We start from the raw sequence: 17,507 nt of genomic DNA on the forward strand, positions 1-17,507 counted from the left end.
ATAAGGTTTTCTATCCATAATTATACAATGTTGAAAAATATACCCATAATGCTTGTTTTTGAAAATGTGTAATTCTAAGAAATACAGAGATATTTTAAGAAAACGTTAGATTATAGAGGGAGGTTTACAAAATGAATTTTCAGCAAATTATTTTAGCGTTAAATAAATTTTGGTCTGAACAGAACTGTATTATTCAACAACCCTATGACATTGAAAAGGGTGCTGGCACCATGAACCCAGCAACCTTCCTCCGGGCGCTAGGTCCTGAGCCTTGGCGGGTGGCCTATGTGGAACCTTCCCGTCGGCCCACCGATGGCCGCTACGGGGAGAACCCCAACCGGTTGCAACACTACTTCCAGTATCAAGTGATTTTAAAACCATCACCGGATGATGTTATTGAAGTGTATTTAGATAGTCTTAGAGCCATTGGCATTGACCCGGAACAGCACGATATTCGTTTTGTGGAAGACAACTGGGAGTCTCCCACTTTGGGAGCCTGGGGCCTTGGTTGGGAAGTGTGGTTGGATGGTATGGAGATTACCCAGTTTACCTACTTCCAGCAATGCGGTGGCATTGACTGCAAACCGGTATCCGCAGAGATCACCTATGGCTTGGAGCGGCTAGCCACCTTTATTCAAGGGGTGGACAGTGTTTATGACATTGAATGGGTAGATGGCATTAAATATGGTGACGTTTATCATCAAAACGAAGTGGAACAGTCTGCTTACAACTTTGAAGTGGCTGATACCGATATGCTGTTCAAAATGTTTGATATGTTTGAGGCCGAAGCCATTCGGGTGGCCGAAAGGGAACTGGTGCTACCGGCCTATGATTACGTACTTAAATGTTCCCACACCTTTAACCTGTTGGATGCCAGGGGGGCCATTAGCGTCAGCGAGCGCACCGCCTATATTGGTCGGGTGAGACACTTGGCTCGACTTTGTGCCCAAGGTTATGTGCAGCAGCGTGAAAAATTAGGCTACCCACTGCTGAAAAAGGAGGCAAAATAACATGGCCAAGGACTTCTTATTGGAAATCGGTATTGAAGAAATTCCTGCTCGGTTTATTGAACCGGCGTTAAAGCAATTAAAGGAATTGACAACTAAGCAATTAAGCGAGCTGCGGATTGATTTTGACGAGATCAACACCTACGCCACCCCCCGTCGGCTGGTGCTGTATATTAAAGAACTGGCAGAACAACAGCAATCATTGACTAAAGAAGTTAAAGGCCCTGCTAAAAAGGCGGCCTTTGATGCCGACGGCAATCCCACTAAAGCCATTCTAGGTTTCACCAAAGGCCAGGGTGTTGCTGTTAAAGATTTGGAGGTACGCCTGTTAAACAACGTGGAGTATATGTATGCCATTAAAAAAGAAGAAGGACAGTCCACTGCCAAGGTGTTGACGGAAATTGCTCCTCAAATTATCTCTCAATTACACTTCCCCAAACCAATGCGTTGGGGAGACTTAGACTACCGCTTTGCCCGTCCCATCCGTTGGATTGTGGCTTTGTTCGGCAGTAAGATTGTACCCTTTGTGTTGGCAGATAAAGCCAGTGGCCGCTTCACTTACGGTCATCGTTTCTTAAGTGACGGGGCGTTGAAGGTAGAAACCGCCGCGGACTATTTTGAGGTACTAAAGAAAGGATATGTGATTTTAGATAGCCACCAGCGTCGGGAAATTATTTGGCAACAGGTGCAGCAGTTGGCCGCCGGTGTGGGTGGTAAAGTGGAGCCAGATGAAGACCTGTTGCAAGAGATTAGCAATATTGTAGAATATCCCACTGCCTTAATGGGAAGTTTTAAAGAGGATTACCTAAGGTTGCCAGATGAGGTGATTATCACCCCCATGCGGGAACACCAGCGTTACTTCCCGGTGCAGGATGCCAATGGCAAACTGTTGCCTAAGTTTATTGCCGTCCGCAACGGCACTGACAAGTACTTAGATATTGTAACCGCTGGCAATGAAAAGGTATTGACGGCGCGGTTGGCAGATGCTCAGTTTTTCTACCAAGAAGACTTAAAAACCCCGCTGGCCGATAAAGTTGACGGCCTTAAAAAGGTAGTCTGGTTAGAAGGCCTGGGCACCGTTTATGCCAAGGTGGAGCGCATTGCTAAACTGGCGGCAAACTTTGCTGACGCCCTAAAGGCTAACGATCAGCAAAAACAACAGGTGGCTCGGGGGGCGCTGCTGGCCAAAGCCGATCTAGAAACCAACATGGTTTATGAATTTCCCGAGTTGCAGGGGATTATCGGCCGGGAATATGCACTGCGCAATGGTGAAGACGGGGCAGTGGCAGAGGCTATTTATGAGCACTATTTGCCTCGGTTTGCCGGCGACGAGTTGCCTGCCAGCTTGCCTGGTCAAGTGCTGAGCTTGGCAGATAAAATGGATAGCATTGTCGGATGTTTTGCCATCGGCATTCAGCCCACCGGCTCCCAAGACCCCTATGCTTTACGTCGCCAAGCATTGGCCATTGCTCATATTATTTTTGCTGCCGGTCTGCCGTTGTCACTTAAAGATATGGTTGTCAGTGCGTATAACGGTTATCAAAACAACGTAGAATTAAAACTAAGTTTAGAGCAAGTAACGGAAGAAATATTAGAATTCTTTAAGCAGCGGATTAAGGGTATTTTTACCGACGAAGGCCTTTCTTACGATACCATCGATGCAGTGCTGGAAGCGGGCTTTGACAACTTGGCTGATGCGTGGCAGCGGGGGCAGGCGCTAACGGAGTTTCGGCAACAGGCGGCCTTTAACGATCTGTTAACTGCCTTTAACCGGGCAAACAATTTAGCCAAGAAATCGGCAAGCACTGTCATTAATGAAACATTATTGCAACAGGAGGCCGAAAAGGAACTATATCAAAAGTATGTCACATTTAATAATGTGATGGATCAATATTTAGCAGTTAAAGACTATCAAGCTGCCCTCAATGAGATAGCAGAGTTATTGACGCCAATCAATAACTTTTTTGAGCAAATCATGGTGATGGTGGATGACGAAGCGTTGCGCAACAACCGGTTGGCGCTACTTTACAACCTGGCCAATCGTATGAAGGCGGTGGCGGACTTCTCGAAAATTGTAGCTTAATAAAAAAATAATGCACATAAATAATAAAAATTTTAGTAAAAAGGAGGGATTTTTTAACCGATATCTAATATAATTAGTATGTCACAATTAATAAAGGGGTGATGGGATGGAGCTTACCCACCGCCAGGAAAAAATATTAGAAATTGTTAAAGCAGAGGGTCCGATAACCGGAGAGAATATTGCAGAAAAGCTGAGTTTGACTAGGGCTACGTTAAGGCCTGATTTAGCAATCTTGACTATGTCAGGCCTGTTGGAAGCTCGTCCCCGGGTAGGATATTTCTACAGTGGCAAATCACCGGAACGGATGGTTGCTGAAAAATTAAAGAGAATTTCAGTTGGGGATACCAAATCAGTGCCCATCGTTGTTAATGAAAATTGTTCGGTTTATGATGCCATTGTCACGATGTTTATTGAAGACGTGGGCACGTTAATCATTGTCGGTGACAACGGAAAATTAGAAGGAGTTGTGTCCCGAAAGGATTTTCTAAAAACCACCATTGGCGGTCAAGATATACACAAATTACCAGTGGGGGTAGTGATGACCCGAATGCCCAATGTGGTGGTGGCCCAACCAGAAGATTCGGTATGGTTGGCAGCCCGGCGTTTGTTGACCCATGAAGTGGACTGCTTGCCAGTGGTCCGTCCGATGTCTGAAAATGCCGATGATGGTTATGAAGTGGTTGGGCGTTTTACCAAAACCAATATTGCTCAACTGTTTGTAGAACTGGTGGAAGAATAGAGTTTAGGGGGCGTTTGCTATTAGCCAAATAGTGGATGCAAAGCCAAAGGTTTATGTGGTGTCAGATTCTGTTGGCGACACTGCAGAATTGGTGGTCAAGGCAGCAGAAAGCCAATTTAACCACGATGTTGTAGAAATCATTCGGGTACCCTATGTAAAATCTACCCGTGATATCTTTGATGTTTTAAAGGATGCATCGGTCAATAATTCAGTAATTGCTTATACCTTGGTACTGCCGGAACTAAGGGATTTACTGGTGGCCGAAGCTGACCGACTGAATATTCCAGTGGTGGATATTATGGGACCAATTATGAATGCCATTTCACTCATCACCAATCGGGCACCTAGACATGAGCCTGGTTTGGTGAGAAGGTTGGATGAAGAATACTTTAGAAAAGTGGAAGCCATAGAATTTGCTGTTAAATATGATGATGGTAAAGATCCCCGGGGCATCACCAAGTCAGACTTGGTGATACTGGGAGTGTCCCGCACATCTAAAACACCACTGTGTATGTATTTAGCCCATAAGCGTATTAAAGCAGCCAATGTACCGTTAGTACCAGAGGTATCGCCACCGGATGAAATATTCCAACTGCCACCCGGCAAGGTTATTGGTTTAACCATCCGTCCGCAACAGTTGAATGTAATTAGGCAGGAAAGATTGCGCACGCTGGGTTTAACATCCCATGCCGATTACGCCAGCATGGAACGGATATTAAAAGAGTTGGAATATTCAGAGGAAATTATGAAAAAAGTTGGTTGCACCGTCATTGATGTAACCAATAAAGCGGTGGAGGAAACGGCCAGTAAAGTGCTGGAATACTTCTATCGCAATAACAGACAAAGGCGTTAACAGTATTACCAAATTTATTCCAGGGAGGAATTTGTTGAGCTATGTCAACTGCTAAGTATGTTTATTTTTTTAATGAGGGACGAGCAGATATGAAATCATTGCTCGGTGGTAAAGGCGCCAACCTGGCAGAAATGACCAATATTGGTTTGCCGGTCCCCCCAGGGTTTATTATTTCCACCGAGGCCTGTATTGATTTTTACAATGCCGGTCAACAGTTCCCAGCCGGTATGGAAGAGCAAGTGCTGGCCCAGGTAAAACACTTGGAAGAAGTCACTGGTAAAAAGTTTGGCTCTAAAGAGAATCCACTTTTAGTATCTGTTCGCTCCGGTGCAGTTATTTCGATGCCCGGTATGATGGACACTGTCTTAAACCTAGGTTTAAATGATGAAACAGTGGCAGGACTGGCTGCCAATACCAATAACCCTCGCTTTGCTTACGACTGTTATCGTCGTTTCATTCAAATGTTTGGTGACGTAGTTTTAGGTATTGAGCACCATAAGTTTGAATCAGTACTGGATAAAAAGAAGTTTGAGAAAAATGTTAGCTTTGACAATCAACTAACTGCAGAGGACTGGCAAGATGTAATTGAGCAGTTCAAAGATATCGTGGAAAGGGAGTATGGCAAACCGTTCCCACAGGATCCTTCCGAGCAATTATTTAATGCTATCTATGCTGTGTTTAACTCTTGGAATACTGAACGGGCTGTGGTGTACCGAAAAGTACACAAAATTCCCGATGACTTGGGAACAGCCGTTAACATCGTCACCATGGTATTTGGAAATATGGGTGATGATTCCGGTACTGGTGTGGCCTTTACCCGTAACCCATCCACCGGAGAAAAGAAACTATATGGTGAATACTTAATTAACGCCCAAGGCGAAGATGTGGTGGCCGGTATTCGCACCCCACAACCAATTTCTAAGCTGGAAGAGGAAATGCCAGCGGTATATCAACAGTTTGTAGATACTTATCAACTGTTAGAAAAACACTATCGTGATATGCAAGATATTGAGTTTACCATTGAACGGGGTAAACTTTGGATATTACAAACCCGTAACGGTAAACGCACCGCCCAAGCTGCCATTAAGATTGCTGTAGACATGGTGTCAGAGGGTTTAATTACCAAAGAAGAAGCCATCACACGGGTAGACCCCAACCAGTTGAACCAACTGTTGCACCGCCGTATTGATCCAGATGCCAAACTGGAGGTGGTTGCCAAAGGTTTACCGGCATCCCCTGGCTCAGCTTGCGGTGCAGTGGTTTTTGACGCCGATGAAGCTGAAAAGCTAGCTGGTGAAGGTGAAAAGGTAGTGCTGGTGCGCATGGAAACCACACCTGATGATATTCATGGCATTGTGGTTGCTCAAGGGGTATTAACCTCCCGGGGCGGAATGACCAGTCATGCTGCGGTGGTAGCCCGGGGCATGGGTAAACCGTGTGTTTGCGGTTGCGAAGCGTTGAAACTGGATTATGCCAACAACACCTTTACAGTTGGCGAGTTAGTGGTTAAAAAGGGAGATGTAATCTCGATAGACGGCAGCAGCGGTCAAGTGATGTTGGGCGAAGTGCCAATGATTGACCCAGAGCTGTCCGATGAGTTCCAAGCATTGTTAGATTGGGCTGACGAAATCCGTAAATTGGAAGTAAGAGCTAACGCTGATAACCCAGCAGATGCTGCTAAAGCCAGAGAATTTGGTGCCCAAGGTATTGGTTTAACCCGTACCGAGCACATGTTTATGGCCCAAGATCGTCTGCCAATTGTACAAAAAATGATTTTAGCCCATGACTTTGAAGGTAGGAAGGAAGCATTGGCTGAGCTACTGCCAATGCAACAAGATGACTTCTACGGCATTTTAAAAGCCATGGATGGACTGCCGGTATGTATCCGCTTGCTGGACCCACCGTTGCATGAGTTCTTGCCAGATGCTGAAGAATTGGCGGTAGAAATTGCCACCATGAAGTTAACTAACGCCACTGCCGCAGACATCAAGAAGAAGGAAGACCTGCTGCGTCAAGTGCGGTCATTGTCCGAGTTTAACCCAATGCTGGGACATCGTGGTTGCCGCTTAGGTATCACCTTCCCAGAAATCTATGCTATGCAGGCCAGAGCAATCTTCCAAGCCACTGCCCAATTGGTAAAAGAAGGCGTTGACGTAAAACCAGAGGTAGAAATTCCACTGGTTATTGAAGAAAAAGAGCTGGGCTTCTTAAAAGATGTAGTGGTTGACATGGCTAATAAAGTGAAAGAAGAAACTGGAGTTGATTTCCATTACCAGGTGGGTACCATGATTGAGATGCCAAGGGCAGCGCTGACGGCAGATGAAATTGCCGAGCATGCAGAGTTTTTCTCCTTTGGTACCAACGACTTGACCCAAACCACTCTAGGCTTTTCCAGGGACGATGCCGAAGGCAAGTTTTTACCTCATTACATTGAGCGGAAGATTTTAGCCGACAACCCATTTGCAGTGCTGGACCGCAAAGGGGTTGGTAAACTAATGAAAACAGCTGTGGAACTAGGCCGTAAAGTGCGCCCAGACCTGTTAATCGGTATCTGCGGTGAACACGGCGGCGAACCAAGCTCAGTGGAATTCTGCCACATGATTGGCTTAGACTACGTCAGCTGTTCACCATACCGGGTGCCAATTGCCCGCTTGGCCGCAGCCCAGGCCGCTGTAAAACACTAAAGGCTAATTGAAAGGCGGCTCAATAGAGGTTGGTCAGAGGTAAAAAGCCCTTGTGTATCAAAGATTTGAGGGCATAAATATAAAATAAAGTAAGGGTATTATCTTTTGATATTTTTGAGGGATAATACCCTTTTTTATTTGGTCATTTGCATTTTGTAACAAAAACGGGCTATTATGGAACAATTTAAAGTTCTATTATGATGTCTTAGGGTTAGAAATAATTGCAGATTTCGGAGCAAATGTGACATTAAGCGTAAGCGTGGTATTAAAAAGGATAGATACATGGAAGGATTTTATTAGAACTGATAAAATCTTCTTTCAAAATAATGCTCGTGAGCTGTATTTTGAAGGAGAGGACATGGGTACTTTTGCAAAAAAGCTGTTCCTTCCTGTCTAAAGTGCCGTTCCCTTGCTTGGTACAAACAACCGGGACATGTCAGCACCCTCCAATTCAAGCAATTTTACTTTTGTATGAACGCCCGCGGCATACCCTGTCAAGCTGCCATTTGAGCCTACAACCCGGTGACAAGGGATAATGATAGATATGGGATTATGCCCAACTGCCCCGCCTACCGCTTGACTTGACATGCTTTCCTTGTTCATCTTCGCCGCCATTTTTTTTGCAATGTCGCCATAAGTGATAACCTTGCCATATGGTATTTCACATAAAATATTCCATACTCCTTGACGAAACTTGCCGCCAACGGGAGCTAACGGCAATTCTGAAATGTCGGGCTTTTCACCCGCAAAGTATCTGTCCAACCATTTTTTAGTGGTGTCGAATATCGGCATGTCGTTGCTTTCTATCATATCTTCCAGTATAGTATCCCCGTGATACTTTTGTCCCTCAATCCATAAGCCAACAAGACTACTTCCGTCACACGCAAGTGTAATTATTCCTAAGGATGACGGATATGTTGCTCTATAATACATTTTATACCTCCTATAGTGTGTTCCAAAGGTTAACGGTGGCATAACTGCGCCACGGTCGCCATGCTGCTGCCATTTTCAATAATTCCTTTGCTGTGTAGGGCTGTAATGCCTTTTTTAAGCCCGCATCTGTTTCAAGGAAAGCGTCAGGCTATTCCATAGTACGCATAGCAATATATTGTGATGTCCAGCTTCCAATACCTCGAATAGCCATCAACTTTTCCCATCAAAGCGAGCGTCTTTCGCTTTAAATGCTGCATATAGACCGCTATCGTTATCTATCATTATTTTTCGCCTCCTTGCTTGCAGTCGATTTAATTATATCGCGTTTAACATAAATATCTCGCTATTTTCGGACATGTTTTTTATATAAGCAATTTCTGAAACAATCGTCTATACGATTTTGTGCAGTTAGTCAAAACAGTCATACAACTTTTGAATTACAAGAAGTGTTCCATAATAGCAAAAATGTATTATCAACTGCATTCTGAACACGCAATAGTAAAAACGGTGATTGGTCTATTTTGATAGCTGGGCTCAGGCCTCTGTTAACAACAAAGACCAATCAAAGTAATAATTTAATAAGTATAAAAACAGGGTATACACTTAATTTTTAAGGGGGTTACCCTGTTTTTGTTTTTTTTACTAGATTTTAGGCAAATGTAAGAGTATAATTTGGCATAATGAATATTAGTAGAAAAGTGTGAATCAGGAGGAGGTGATAATCGGATGAGACGGGTGCGATATCAGGTCGCATGTAGCCTGGATGGCTATATTGCGGGACCGAACGATGAATTTGATTGGATTACGCCGGAGCCTTCGTTCGACTTCGAGGCGCTGTATGCGCAATTCGATACGTTACTGATGGGTCGGCGTACGTACGAGATTGTACGTGCATTGGGTGAGAGCTTTCGCGGAAAGCAAGTGATCGTCGCCTCGCGGTCGCTTCGGAAAGCTGATTATCCCGACGTCGAGATCGTGAGCGAGGGCCTTGAAGCGCGAGTTAAAGAGCTTCGTGCACAACCTGGTCGTGATATCTGGCTCTACGGCGGAGGGGATCTTTTCTCCCAGCTTCTCGCCTGGAATCTGGTTGATACGGTCGAACCAGCGGTCATTCCTATCCTTCTGGGAGGTGGGGTGCAATTGCTCCCCTCGAATGGGATTCGTCGGCATTTGACCCTCGTGGGGCACCGCAACTACCCCAGTGGGATGCTTCTCCTCGAATACAAGGTGTAGCTGGCGGCTTGTTTGGTTTCATTGTCCCATTGCAAAATCAAAGATTCTAAATCTAGTTTTAGATGCTTAACCATTGCATCTATAAACGAATACAGAGAAAGGAAGGTTCAAAATAATGAAAAAATCCTTAATGTGCGGTCTAATATTAGTATTTATGTTCTTGGCTGTAAGCACCAGCGGTTTTGCTAGCGCGGCTCCAGTTGATGGTGTAGCTCCTCCATTGCAGGTGCAATTAAACGGCTCCATAGTAAATGTTCCCCCTTATATGAGTGTAATCGAAGGCCAGGTCATGGTACCATTGCGGTGGTCAGCCGATTTACTGGGAGCTACTTCGGTAGAATGGGATGCCGCCACCCGTACGGTAACTATAACGACCCCGCAGGATTTCTATAGTATGGAGAAATTCAGCGCTTATTCCAGGGCCCTAAAGTCTCCTATTGAGGACATTAACGATCAAATCCGTCCCTTGCCGGATAAGGTTAAAGACATGGGGTTACCTGAACTGCTGCCCGACCGGCATTTTGTATTGAATCTGGAAAAGTTTAGGCCGGCAAGAGAAGGACTGACCCTGCCTGCACCCAGACCTTATATAACCATCACTATTACCAGTCCGGACGGCACTTATGAACATAGCAGCGTGGCACACAGTATCGAAAACTACCAGGATCATTATTACCTGCCTATGGACTGGCTAGGATATTTATTTAATGCCCGGGTTAGTTATAATGAGGCGAGCAATATACTGTCTATTCAGAGCCCTGATCTGGAGCAAATCAAATCCGAAATTGAACGGATAGAAAATGTCCTTATTCCTCACAGTGCTGATGAAGCCATAGAATTGTGGGGTCGGGGCGAGCAAACCCGCAATGGAGCTCTGCAATACGCAGCTTTGTCACCCCAGCTGCGTCAGGAAGCAGATCAAAGCGCTTATGTTCTTCAATCTTACTGGGTTACCGGCGGTTCAAGCCCCCAGGTAGGTCCTATAAGCATAGAAAGTCGGAAGGAAATCAGCGATACTAAAGTCGAGTATACCCTCTCTTTCCCGGAAATCTCTTCTGGCCAGACCTATGCTATAGCAACCGAAAAAATGGTGGTGGAGAAGCTTCATCATAACGGCCGGGAAGGGTGGTTCATAACTGAACTGTTTCAGTCCAGCGGCTATGGGATTATTGAAGGCGAGTTCTCATTAATGGATTCCAAACACAGCGATTGGTCTATTTTGATAGCAGCCGCCCAGGCCGCTGTAAAACACTAAAGGCCAATCAAAGTAAGCCATTAGTCTGCAAGTGACTGAGCCAGGCCCACCGGCGAACTCTGATACGTCGGAATATACAACAGCATAATATGTTATATTAATATAAATCGCAATAAACCTATAGGGGACGTGCATATGACAGAATTCTGGGAATCAAGTTTTATAGAAAAACAAACCATGTGGGGGTTTGAACCTGCAGACTCCGCAATACTTGCAAAGGACTTTTTTCTTGAAAAAGGGATTAAAGACATTTTGATACCAGGCATTGGATACGGTAGAAATGCAAAGGTTTTTATTGATAATGGAATTAATGTAACAGGTATTGAGATTTCCCAAACAGCCATTGAACTATCAAGACAAAAAGGACTTGATATTAAAATCTATCATGGTTCAGTAACTGACATGCCTTTTGACAACAAGCTTTATGATGGAGTATTTTGCTATGCACTTATTCATTTATTGAGTGAAAGTAATAGAGAGAAATTAATAAAAGATTGCTATAATCAGCTAAAGTCCAACGGATATATGATTTTTACTGCTGTTTCAAAGGAAGCACCAATGTATGGAAAGGGTAAACAGCTGGGTAAAGACTACTTCGAGATAATGGAAGGCGTAAATATGTTCTTTTATGATTCTGGCTCAGTAAAAGAGGAGTTTGGAAAGTATGGGCTGATAGAAGTTTCAGAAATTAATGAGCCACATAAAAATATGGAAAATAAACCTCCATTGAAATTCATCATTGTAAAATGTAAAAAAGAACTATGAAACTTATATGGTGATTAACTGCATTTCTTATGAAATTTGCCAAAATCTTAATTTTTCTCCAAACTATTGACATAGATTCAAGGCCTATATGCGGATGGAGATCGGAACACGAACAAAAACAAATATATAGTAAATCCCTCCGGGAAAAAGGAAGGGTACTCACCCAGCAATATGTTGCCCTTCCAAATCACAGCGAACATCAAACGGGTATGGCCATCGACTTGGGACTCAATCAGCCGGACATTGACTTTATTCGTCCCCCCTTTCCATATAACGGGGTTTGCGGGATATTTCCCTTACTAAATTAACCAAATACGGATAAAGCAGAGGAGCAACTTCGTGAAATCATCTTTTATGTTGCGGATGATTCGCGAAGTGTAGATATTGCGATAAATTATCTGGACAAGATAGAAACCGCAATAAACAGATTAAAGGGTTTTCCAAGGTCGGGAAATACACCAAAATATTCAATTTTAAGAAAACAGGGATATCTAGTGCTCATTGTGGAAAGACATCTTGTCTTTTATAAAATAGATGATGAAAAAAAGACTGTAACGGTTTATGCTGTGGTAGATTCTGCCGATGAGCCGTCCTATGTTCCGGCTTTGCATTATTTATTTCTTTTAGTACCATTATATACAAAGGCTTTGGGATCCATTTTAATAAAGGTCCCTTTATCAATGCCGATATCCTTACCACAACAACACTTTATTTTATCATTTTCTTTGATTATATCACTGTAAAGTTTTTCAATCCTTGCTTTGTGGCAACGTAAAACCTCACCTTTACCAATTTTATCATACTTCCACAGTTTATTTTTACAAGAGGCACATCTAATTATTAACAAAAACTTTCTCCCCTTCGAAATTAGGTACAACTATTTCTTTAGCTGGATTTTGTCATTAGTTTAATAGAATTTTGCCAATATGACAAGACATCAGCATTTATCCAGCATTCTATTGAATTTGTAAAAAAGTAACTGGAGGTGTAATATAATCAATTAGATATCAAAAACTTTAGCGTGCTATCGGATTCGTAATGGTATATAAAATATGCAAGGGGGCTACATATGGTAGAAATCGTTGATGTGACTAAAGACAACTTAGAACAAGAACACATTTGCTGTGCAATTTCTAATAATAAGGATTGCCAGGTATTAGCAAAGAAATCTTGGCTTGCAGAGAGATTTGATGATGGTCTGGTTTTTAAAAAAGGCAATGTGCGAGGGAAATGTTTTATTGAGTATATTCCGGCGGAAAAAGCATGGGCGCCAATTGAGGCTGAAGATTACATGTATATTAATTGCTTTTGGGTTTCTGGACAGTTTAACGGGAAGGGCAACTCCAATTTGCTTTTGGACGAGTGTATTAGGGATAGCAAAGCTAAAGGAAAAAAAGGGCTTGTGGTATTGTCCTCTAAAAAGAAGATGCCATATCTCTCTGACCCCAAATATCTGCGCTACAAAGGTTTTCAATTGGCTGATTCCGCTGATCCCTATTATGAATTGCTATATTTACCTTTTAATAGTGAAATACAAAAACCACGTTTTAAAACCACTGTGAAAAATCCTAAGATTGAACAACAAGGATTTGTGCTGTATTATTCACATCAATGTCCGTTCACTGCTAAGTATGTTCCATTAATTGAGAGTGTAGCCAAGGCAAAGAACATTGCATTTAAATCGATTCGATTTGAGACTATGGAACAGGCACAGAACGCCCCTGCGCCTTTTACATCCTATAGTTTGTTTTACGACGGTGAATTTGTAACTAATGAAATTCTATCTGCCAAAAAGTTTGAAAAAACTTTATCCAATAAAGGACTGTAACTAATGGTGATTTGCTAGAAAAATTGAGCATGGCATATAACCAGGGTATTGCCCCATAATAGTTTAACTGCTCCATGGGTCATCAGTCCACCAATTTCGGTGACTAGACCTTTTATCGATACAAACAGTGGTGTCCAGCTAGGGTCGGTAAAGGGATAAGGTCGATCATTCGTTTTGTTTCTTTGGCTTTTTGTTCACCATCCGGCAACTGCTTCAAATGGAAAAAGATAATTACCAGAGCTTTTATAATTTGCTTGACAAAGGCAATGAACTGTGTTATTATAACCTGCAAATTATTAGTTTAACTTGTTGTGTTAGGGATGCCTGTTATTGTAAGGAAATAAGTTATCACAACTAAACAATTACATTAAACCTAAGAACAAGAATAGTAAAAATAACAGCTTGCATTCAGAGAGCCGCCGGTTGGTGAGAGTGCGGTTGCAAAGTTATTTTGAATGGACTTGTGAGGGAAGCCCGAAATCAAAAGAGAGTAGGCGCTTACGGGGATCCTGCCCGTTATCAGTAGGATGCATATGATGGTATGCAAAATGAGCGGGCGTAGAAATACGTCAATTTGGGTGGCACCGCAGAAGCTAAAGCTTTTGTCCCTATCTTGGGATGAAGGCTTTTTTTATATTTTTCTTTAGGCGTTTTAAAAAAATTCTTGGTAAGCAACAGGTTACCTATTTATGAGCAAAAACTAGCTAACAACTAAATAATTGTGTTAAACCTAAGAACAAGAGTAGTAAAAATAACAGCTTGCATTCAGAGAGCCGCCGGTTGGTGAGAGTGCGGTTGCAAGGTTATTTTGAATGGACTTGTGAGGGAAGCCCGAAATCAAAAGAGAGTAGGCGCTTACGGGGATCCTACCCGTTATCAGCAGGATGCATATGATGGTATGCAAAATGAGCGGGCGTAGAAATACGTCAATTTGGGTGGCACCGCAGAAGTTAAAGCTTTTGTCCCTATCTTGGGATGAAAGCTTTTTTTATATCTTCTTTAGGCGTTCTACACTGTTTAAATAAAAAGGAACTCATTTAATCAATTAAAAAGAGGTGATTATTGTGGTAACCCCTGATTACAGAGTAATCAAGCAATTGGCAAAAGAGTACAATATCATTCCAATTTGCAAGGAAATCTATGCTGACATTACAACACCAATTGCAATTTTACGAAAAATTTCCCGCATAAGCAACAGGTACTACCTACTGGAGAGCATTGAAGGCGGTGAGAAATGGGGCAGGTACTCATTTCTGGGCTTTAATCCTATCGCTCATGTAGCATGTAAAAACGGAAAGATAACCATTGTGGATAATGACAAGCAAATAGTGCATTCCCTCAAACCGCTTAAAGAACTAAGGGCATACCTCTCGCAATATAACGCCCCAAAGCTGGCAGGAATGCCACCATTTGCCGGAGGGTTTGTAGGATACTTCTCCTATAGCATGATTGGATATACAGAACCGGTATTAAAGCTCAGGAGCAGTGACTTCAATGATTTTGACCTGATGTTGTTTGACAAGGTAATTGCTTATGATCATCTAAAACAAAAGATTAGCATAGTGGTAAACGTGCGGACTGATGAGTTAGAACAAAATTACAGTAACGCCCTTGCTGATGTTGACGATGTCATTCGGATAATTACTGAACAGGCTTTGTTGCCCAAATCCAAAGTGAAAAGCAAACCTTACTTTACTTGCAATGTGTCAAAGGAAGAATACTGCAATATGGTTGATAAAACAAAGGAACATATAAAAAATGGTGATATATTTCAAGCGGTCATTTCCAGGCGGTTTGAAACGAAGCACGAGGATAGTCTTCTTAATGCTTACCGGGTTTTAAGAACAACTAACCCATCTCCATACATGGTGTTTATGCAAAACGGTGATGTTCAGTTGATCAGTACATCTCCCGAAACCCTAGTAAGGTTGCAAAATGGGATCCTTTCAACCTTTCCGATAGCTGGATCGAGGCCTCGGGGCAAAAACAGCGAGGAGGACAAAGCACTGGAAAGGGAATTGCTGGCAGATGAAAAAGAATTGGCCGAACACAACATGCTGGTTGATCTGGCAAGGAATGATTTAGGGAAAATATCAAAGTATTCCAGTGTGCATGTTGCAAACTATAAAATGGTACAGCGCTATTCAAAGATTATGCATATCACTTCTGAGGTAGAGGGATGCATTAAGGAAGGAAAGGACGCGCTGGATGCAATAGAAGCGCTTCTGCCAGCAGGGACTTTGTCCGGAGCGCCTAAGATTCGTGCATGCCAGATTATTGAAGAACTGGAAAAGGAGCCAAGGGGAATATATGGCGGAGCCATAGGCTATATAGACTTCACCGGCAATATGGACATCTGCATTGCAATACGTATGGCAGTGAAGAAGAATGACAAAGTGCATATTCAGGTGGGGGGAGGAATTGTGGCAGATAGCATTCCGGAGAAGGAATATGAAGAATCTGAAAACAAGGCCAGGGCGGTAATAGAGGCTATTATTGCAGCAAGGGAGGTGGATGAGTGATGATTTTGTTAATTGATAACTACGACAGCTTTTGCTATAACTTGGTCCAGCTTGCAGCAGCTATTAATAATGATGTTCGGGTGATTCGCAATGATGAAACGACTGTGGAAGAAGTAAAAAAAATGTGCCCTTCTCACATTATTATTTCACCAGGCCCAGGCTATCCCAAAGATGCCGGCATTTGTGAAGCGGTTATTAACCAAATGAAGGGAAAGGTTCCCATTCTTGGCATATGCCTTGGTCACCAGGCAATATGTGAGGTGTTTGGAGCTTCTATTGTACTGGCAAAGCGGTTGATGCACGGAAAGCAAAGTAACATTCATATTGCCAATGGAAGCAGCATATTCAAGGGCTTGCCACCTATAATACAGGCGGCGAGATACCACTCGCTGATAGCGCAAAGAGCGTCCCTGCCGGATGAACTTTTGGTAATTGCAGAAGATGACGGAGGGGAAGTAATGGGGGTAAAACACAGGGATTATCAAATATATGGTCTTCAATTCCATCCAGAATCTATATTGACACCACAGGGCGCTGTAATAATGAATAATTTTTTGCAAATAGGTGGTGAAGCATGTTGATAAAGGAAGCAATTAATAAATTGTTAAACAAAGAAAACCTTTCTCTTGATATGACCAAATCGGTTATGGATGAGATTATGAGCGGCAATGCCACAAACGCACAGATAGCATCATTTATTACAGCCATGAGGATGAAGGGTGAAACAATAGACGAAATCACAGCCTGTGCAATGATTATGAGAAAATATGGCACCAAACTAAAGCATCAGGGCGATGTTCTAGATATTGTCGGTACCGGGGGAGATCAGTCATATTCATTTAATATATCCACCGTTTCTTCCTTTGTAATTTCAGCGGCAGGCGTACCTGTGGCAAAGCACGGCAACAGGAGCGTATCCAGCAAATGCGGAAGCGCTGATGTGCTGGAGGCGCTGGGGGTAAAAATAGATATTCCTGTTTCAAAGAGCGAAAGAATTTTAAAAGAAATCGGAATCTGTTTCATGTTTGCTACCCACTACCATTCTTCCATGAAATACGCCGCACCTGTAAGAAAAGAACTGGGGGTACGTACCATTTTTAACATTTTGGGCCCCCTTGCAAACCCTGCCAATGCAAATTTGCAATTGCTGGGCGTGTATGATGAAAATCTGGTGGAGCCTCTTGCCAGAGTGCTTTCCAACCTCGGCCTGAAGAAAGCCATGGTGGTGCATGGACATGACGGCCTGGATGAAATATCTTTAACCACTTCATCCACGGTGTGCGAAGTAAATAATGGTTATTTGAACAGTTTCTTTTTAGATCCGCGCCAATTTGGTTTTGAATACTGCAAGCCCGAGGATTTAACTGGTGGCGGTCCGCAAGAGAATGCTGACATTGCCCGAAGAATATTAAGTGGCGAAAAAGGCCCCAAAAGGGACACAGTGTTGCTGAACTCTGCAGTTTGCCTTTATATGTTTTATGACAGCATTACCTTGAGGGAATGTGTAAAGATGGCAGCAGACATAATCGACAGTGGCAGGGCGCTGGAACAGCTAAACAACTTTGTCAGGTTATCCAATGCGGAAGATTAAGCAGAAGGTTGGTG

Annotated in this window: 15 protein-coding genes, 3 pseudogenes and 2 other annotated features; of the genes and pseudogenes, 15 read left to right on the top strand and 3 right to left on the bottom strand. The window is 43.0% G+C overall.

All coding sequences use genetic code 11. From position 1 onward, the window contains the following. Positions 1 to 131: 131 nt before the first annotated feature. From glyQ to V6C27_07980, 6 genes are all read left to right on the top strand, one after another. Entirely contained in the window at positions 132 to 1,010 is an 879-nt protein-coding gene (gene glyQ / locus V6C27_07955; protein MEG6616356.1) for a glycine--tRNA ligase subunit alpha, read from the top strand. A gap of 1 nt (position 1,011) precedes the next feature. Continuing rightward, complete coding sequence (gene glyS / locus V6C27_07960; GenBank protein MEG6616357.1) at positions 1,012 to 3,090, top strand: glycine--tRNA ligase subunit beta; 2,079 nt, start codon at positions 1,012 to 1,014, stop codon at positions 3,088 to 3,090. Positions 3,091 to 3,196: 106 nt separating this feature from the next. Beyond that, entirely contained in the window at positions 3,197 to 3,829 is a 633-nt protein-coding gene (locus V6C27_07965; GenBank protein MEG6616358.1) for a helix-turn-helix transcriptional regulator, read from the top strand. A gap of 28 nt (positions 3,830 to 3,857) precedes the next feature. Next, positions 3,858 to 4,682, top strand: coding sequence for a pyruvate, water dikinase regulatory protein (locus V6C27_07970; protein ID MEG6616359.1), 825 nt, complete (start codon positions 3,858 to 3,860; stop codon positions 4,680 to 4,682). Between the two features lie 41 nt (positions 4,683 to 4,723). Further along, positions 4,724 to 7,366 (top strand): pyruvate, phosphate dikinase, encoded by a 2,643-nt coding sequence (ppdK, locus tag V6C27_07975; protein MEG6616360.1) that lies wholly within the window; start codon positions 4,724 to 4,726, stop codon positions 7,364 to 7,366. 136 nt (positions 7,367 to 7,502) lie between these two features. Continuing rightward, on the top strand, positions 7,503 to 7,763 hold the full coding sequence (locus V6C27_07980; protein ID MEG6616361.1) for a hypothetical protein: 261 nt from the start codon (positions 7,503 to 7,505) through the stop codon (positions 7,761 to 7,763). On the opposite strand, the gene V6C27_07985 is transcribed toward V6C27_07980, so the two are convergent. Then, complete coding sequence (locus tag V6C27_07985) at positions 7,760 to 8,299, bottom strand: methylated-DNA--[protein]-cysteine S-methyltransferase (protein MEG6616362.1); 540 nt, start codon at positions 8,297 to 8,299, stop codon at positions 7,760 to 7,762. The genes V6C27_07980 and V6C27_07985 overlap by 4 nt on opposite strands. A gap of 726 nt (positions 8,300 to 9,025) precedes the next feature. Between V6C27_07985 and V6C27_07990 the strand changes: the two genes are divergently transcribed. The 5 genes and pseudogenes from V6C27_07990 to V6C27_08010 all read left to right on the top strand — a co-directional run bounded on the left by V6C27_07990 (position 9,026) and on the right by V6C27_08010 (position 12,124). Then, positions 9,026 to 9,532 carry a dihydrofolate reductase family protein gene (locus V6C27_07990; protein MEG6616363.1) on the top strand — a complete coding sequence of 169 codons (507 nt, stop codon included), beginning with the start codon at positions 9,026 to 9,028 and terminating at the stop codon, positions 9,530 to 9,532. A 115-nt stretch (positions 9,533 to 9,647) separates the two neighbouring features. Further along, positions 9,648 to 10,787 (top strand): copper amine oxidase N-terminal domain-containing protein, encoded by a 1,140-nt coding sequence (locus V6C27_07995; GenBank protein MEG6616364.1) that lies wholly within the window; start codon positions 9,648 to 9,650, stop codon positions 10,785 to 10,787. 135 nt (positions 10,788 to 10,922) lie between these two features. Continuing rightward, positions 10,923 to 11,552: a class I SAM-dependent methyltransferase gene (locus V6C27_08000; GenBank protein MEG6616365.1), complete on the top strand. Its 630-nt coding sequence runs from the start codon at positions 10,923 to 10,925 to the stop codon at positions 11,550 to 11,552. Positions 11,553 to 11,581: 29 nt separating this feature from the next. After that, positions 11,582 to 11,836 (top strand): annotated as a pseudogene (locus tag V6C27_08005) (D-alanyl-D-alanine carboxypeptidase family protein). Between the two features lie 42 nt (positions 11,837 to 11,878). After that, a pseudogene (locus V6C27_08010) lies at positions 11,879 to 12,124 on the top strand (type II toxin-antitoxin system RelE/ParE family toxin). Between the two features lie 38 nt (positions 12,125 to 12,162). Here the strand turns inward: V6C27_08010 and V6C27_08015 are convergent. Continuing rightward, positions 12,163 to 12,399 carry a hypothetical protein gene (locus tag V6C27_08015; GenBank protein ID MEG6616366.1) on the bottom strand — a complete coding sequence of 79 codons (237 nt, stop codon included), beginning with the start codon at positions 12,397 to 12,399 and terminating at the stop codon, positions 12,163 to 12,165. Positions 12,400 to 12,621: 222 nt separating this feature from the next. Here V6C27_08015 and V6C27_08020 point away from each other — a divergent pair, with 222 nt between their 5' ends. Further along, positions 12,622 to 13,380, top strand: a complete 759-nt coding sequence (locus tag V6C27_08020; protein MEG6616367.1) for a YoaP domain-containing protein — start codon at positions 12,622 to 12,624, stop codon at positions 13,378 to 13,380. 14 nt (positions 13,381 to 13,394) lie between these two features. Here the strand turns inward: V6C27_08020 and V6C27_08025 are convergent. Then, a pseudogene (locus V6C27_08025) lies at positions 13,395 to 13,520 on the bottom strand (hypothetical protein). A 226-nt stretch (positions 13,521 to 13,746) separates the two neighbouring features. Then, positions 13,747 to 13,993, top strand: a binding site (T-box leader). A 110-nt stretch (positions 13,994 to 14,103) separates the two neighbouring features. Further along, positions 14,104 to 14,350, top strand: a binding site (T-box leader). Between the two features lie 91 nt (positions 14,351 to 14,441). Between V6C27_08025 and trpE the strand changes: the two are divergent. The 3 genes from trpE to trpD are packed head-to-tail and all read left to right on the top strand — an operon-like array spanning position 14,442 to position 17,493. After that, positions 14,442 to 15,902 carry an anthranilate synthase component I gene (trpE, locus tag V6C27_08030; GenBank protein ID MEG6616368.1) on the top strand — a complete coding sequence of 487 codons (1,461 nt, stop codon included), beginning with the start codon at positions 14,442 to 14,444 and terminating at the stop codon, positions 15,900 to 15,902. Then, entirely contained in the window at positions 15,902 to 16,483 is a 582-nt protein-coding gene (locus V6C27_08035) for an aminodeoxychorismate/anthranilate synthase component II (protein MEG6616369.1), read from the top strand. The genes trpE and V6C27_08035 overlap by 1 nt, the downstream gene beginning before the upstream one ends. Beyond that, positions 16,480 to 17,493 carry an anthranilate phosphoribosyltransferase gene (gene trpD, locus V6C27_08040; GenBank protein ID MEG6616370.1) on the top strand — a complete coding sequence of 338 codons (1,014 nt, stop codon included), beginning with the start codon at positions 16,480 to 16,482 and terminating at the stop codon, positions 17,491 to 17,493. The genes V6C27_08035 and trpD overlap by 4 nt, the downstream gene beginning before the upstream one ends. Positions 17,494 to 17,507: the final 14 nt, after the last annotated feature.

This window comes from Peptococcaceae bacterium 1198_IL3148 (genome assembly GCA_036763105.1).
Lineage (GTDB): Bacteria > Bacillota > Desulfotomaculia > Desulfotomaculales > Desulfohalotomaculaceae > JBAIYS01.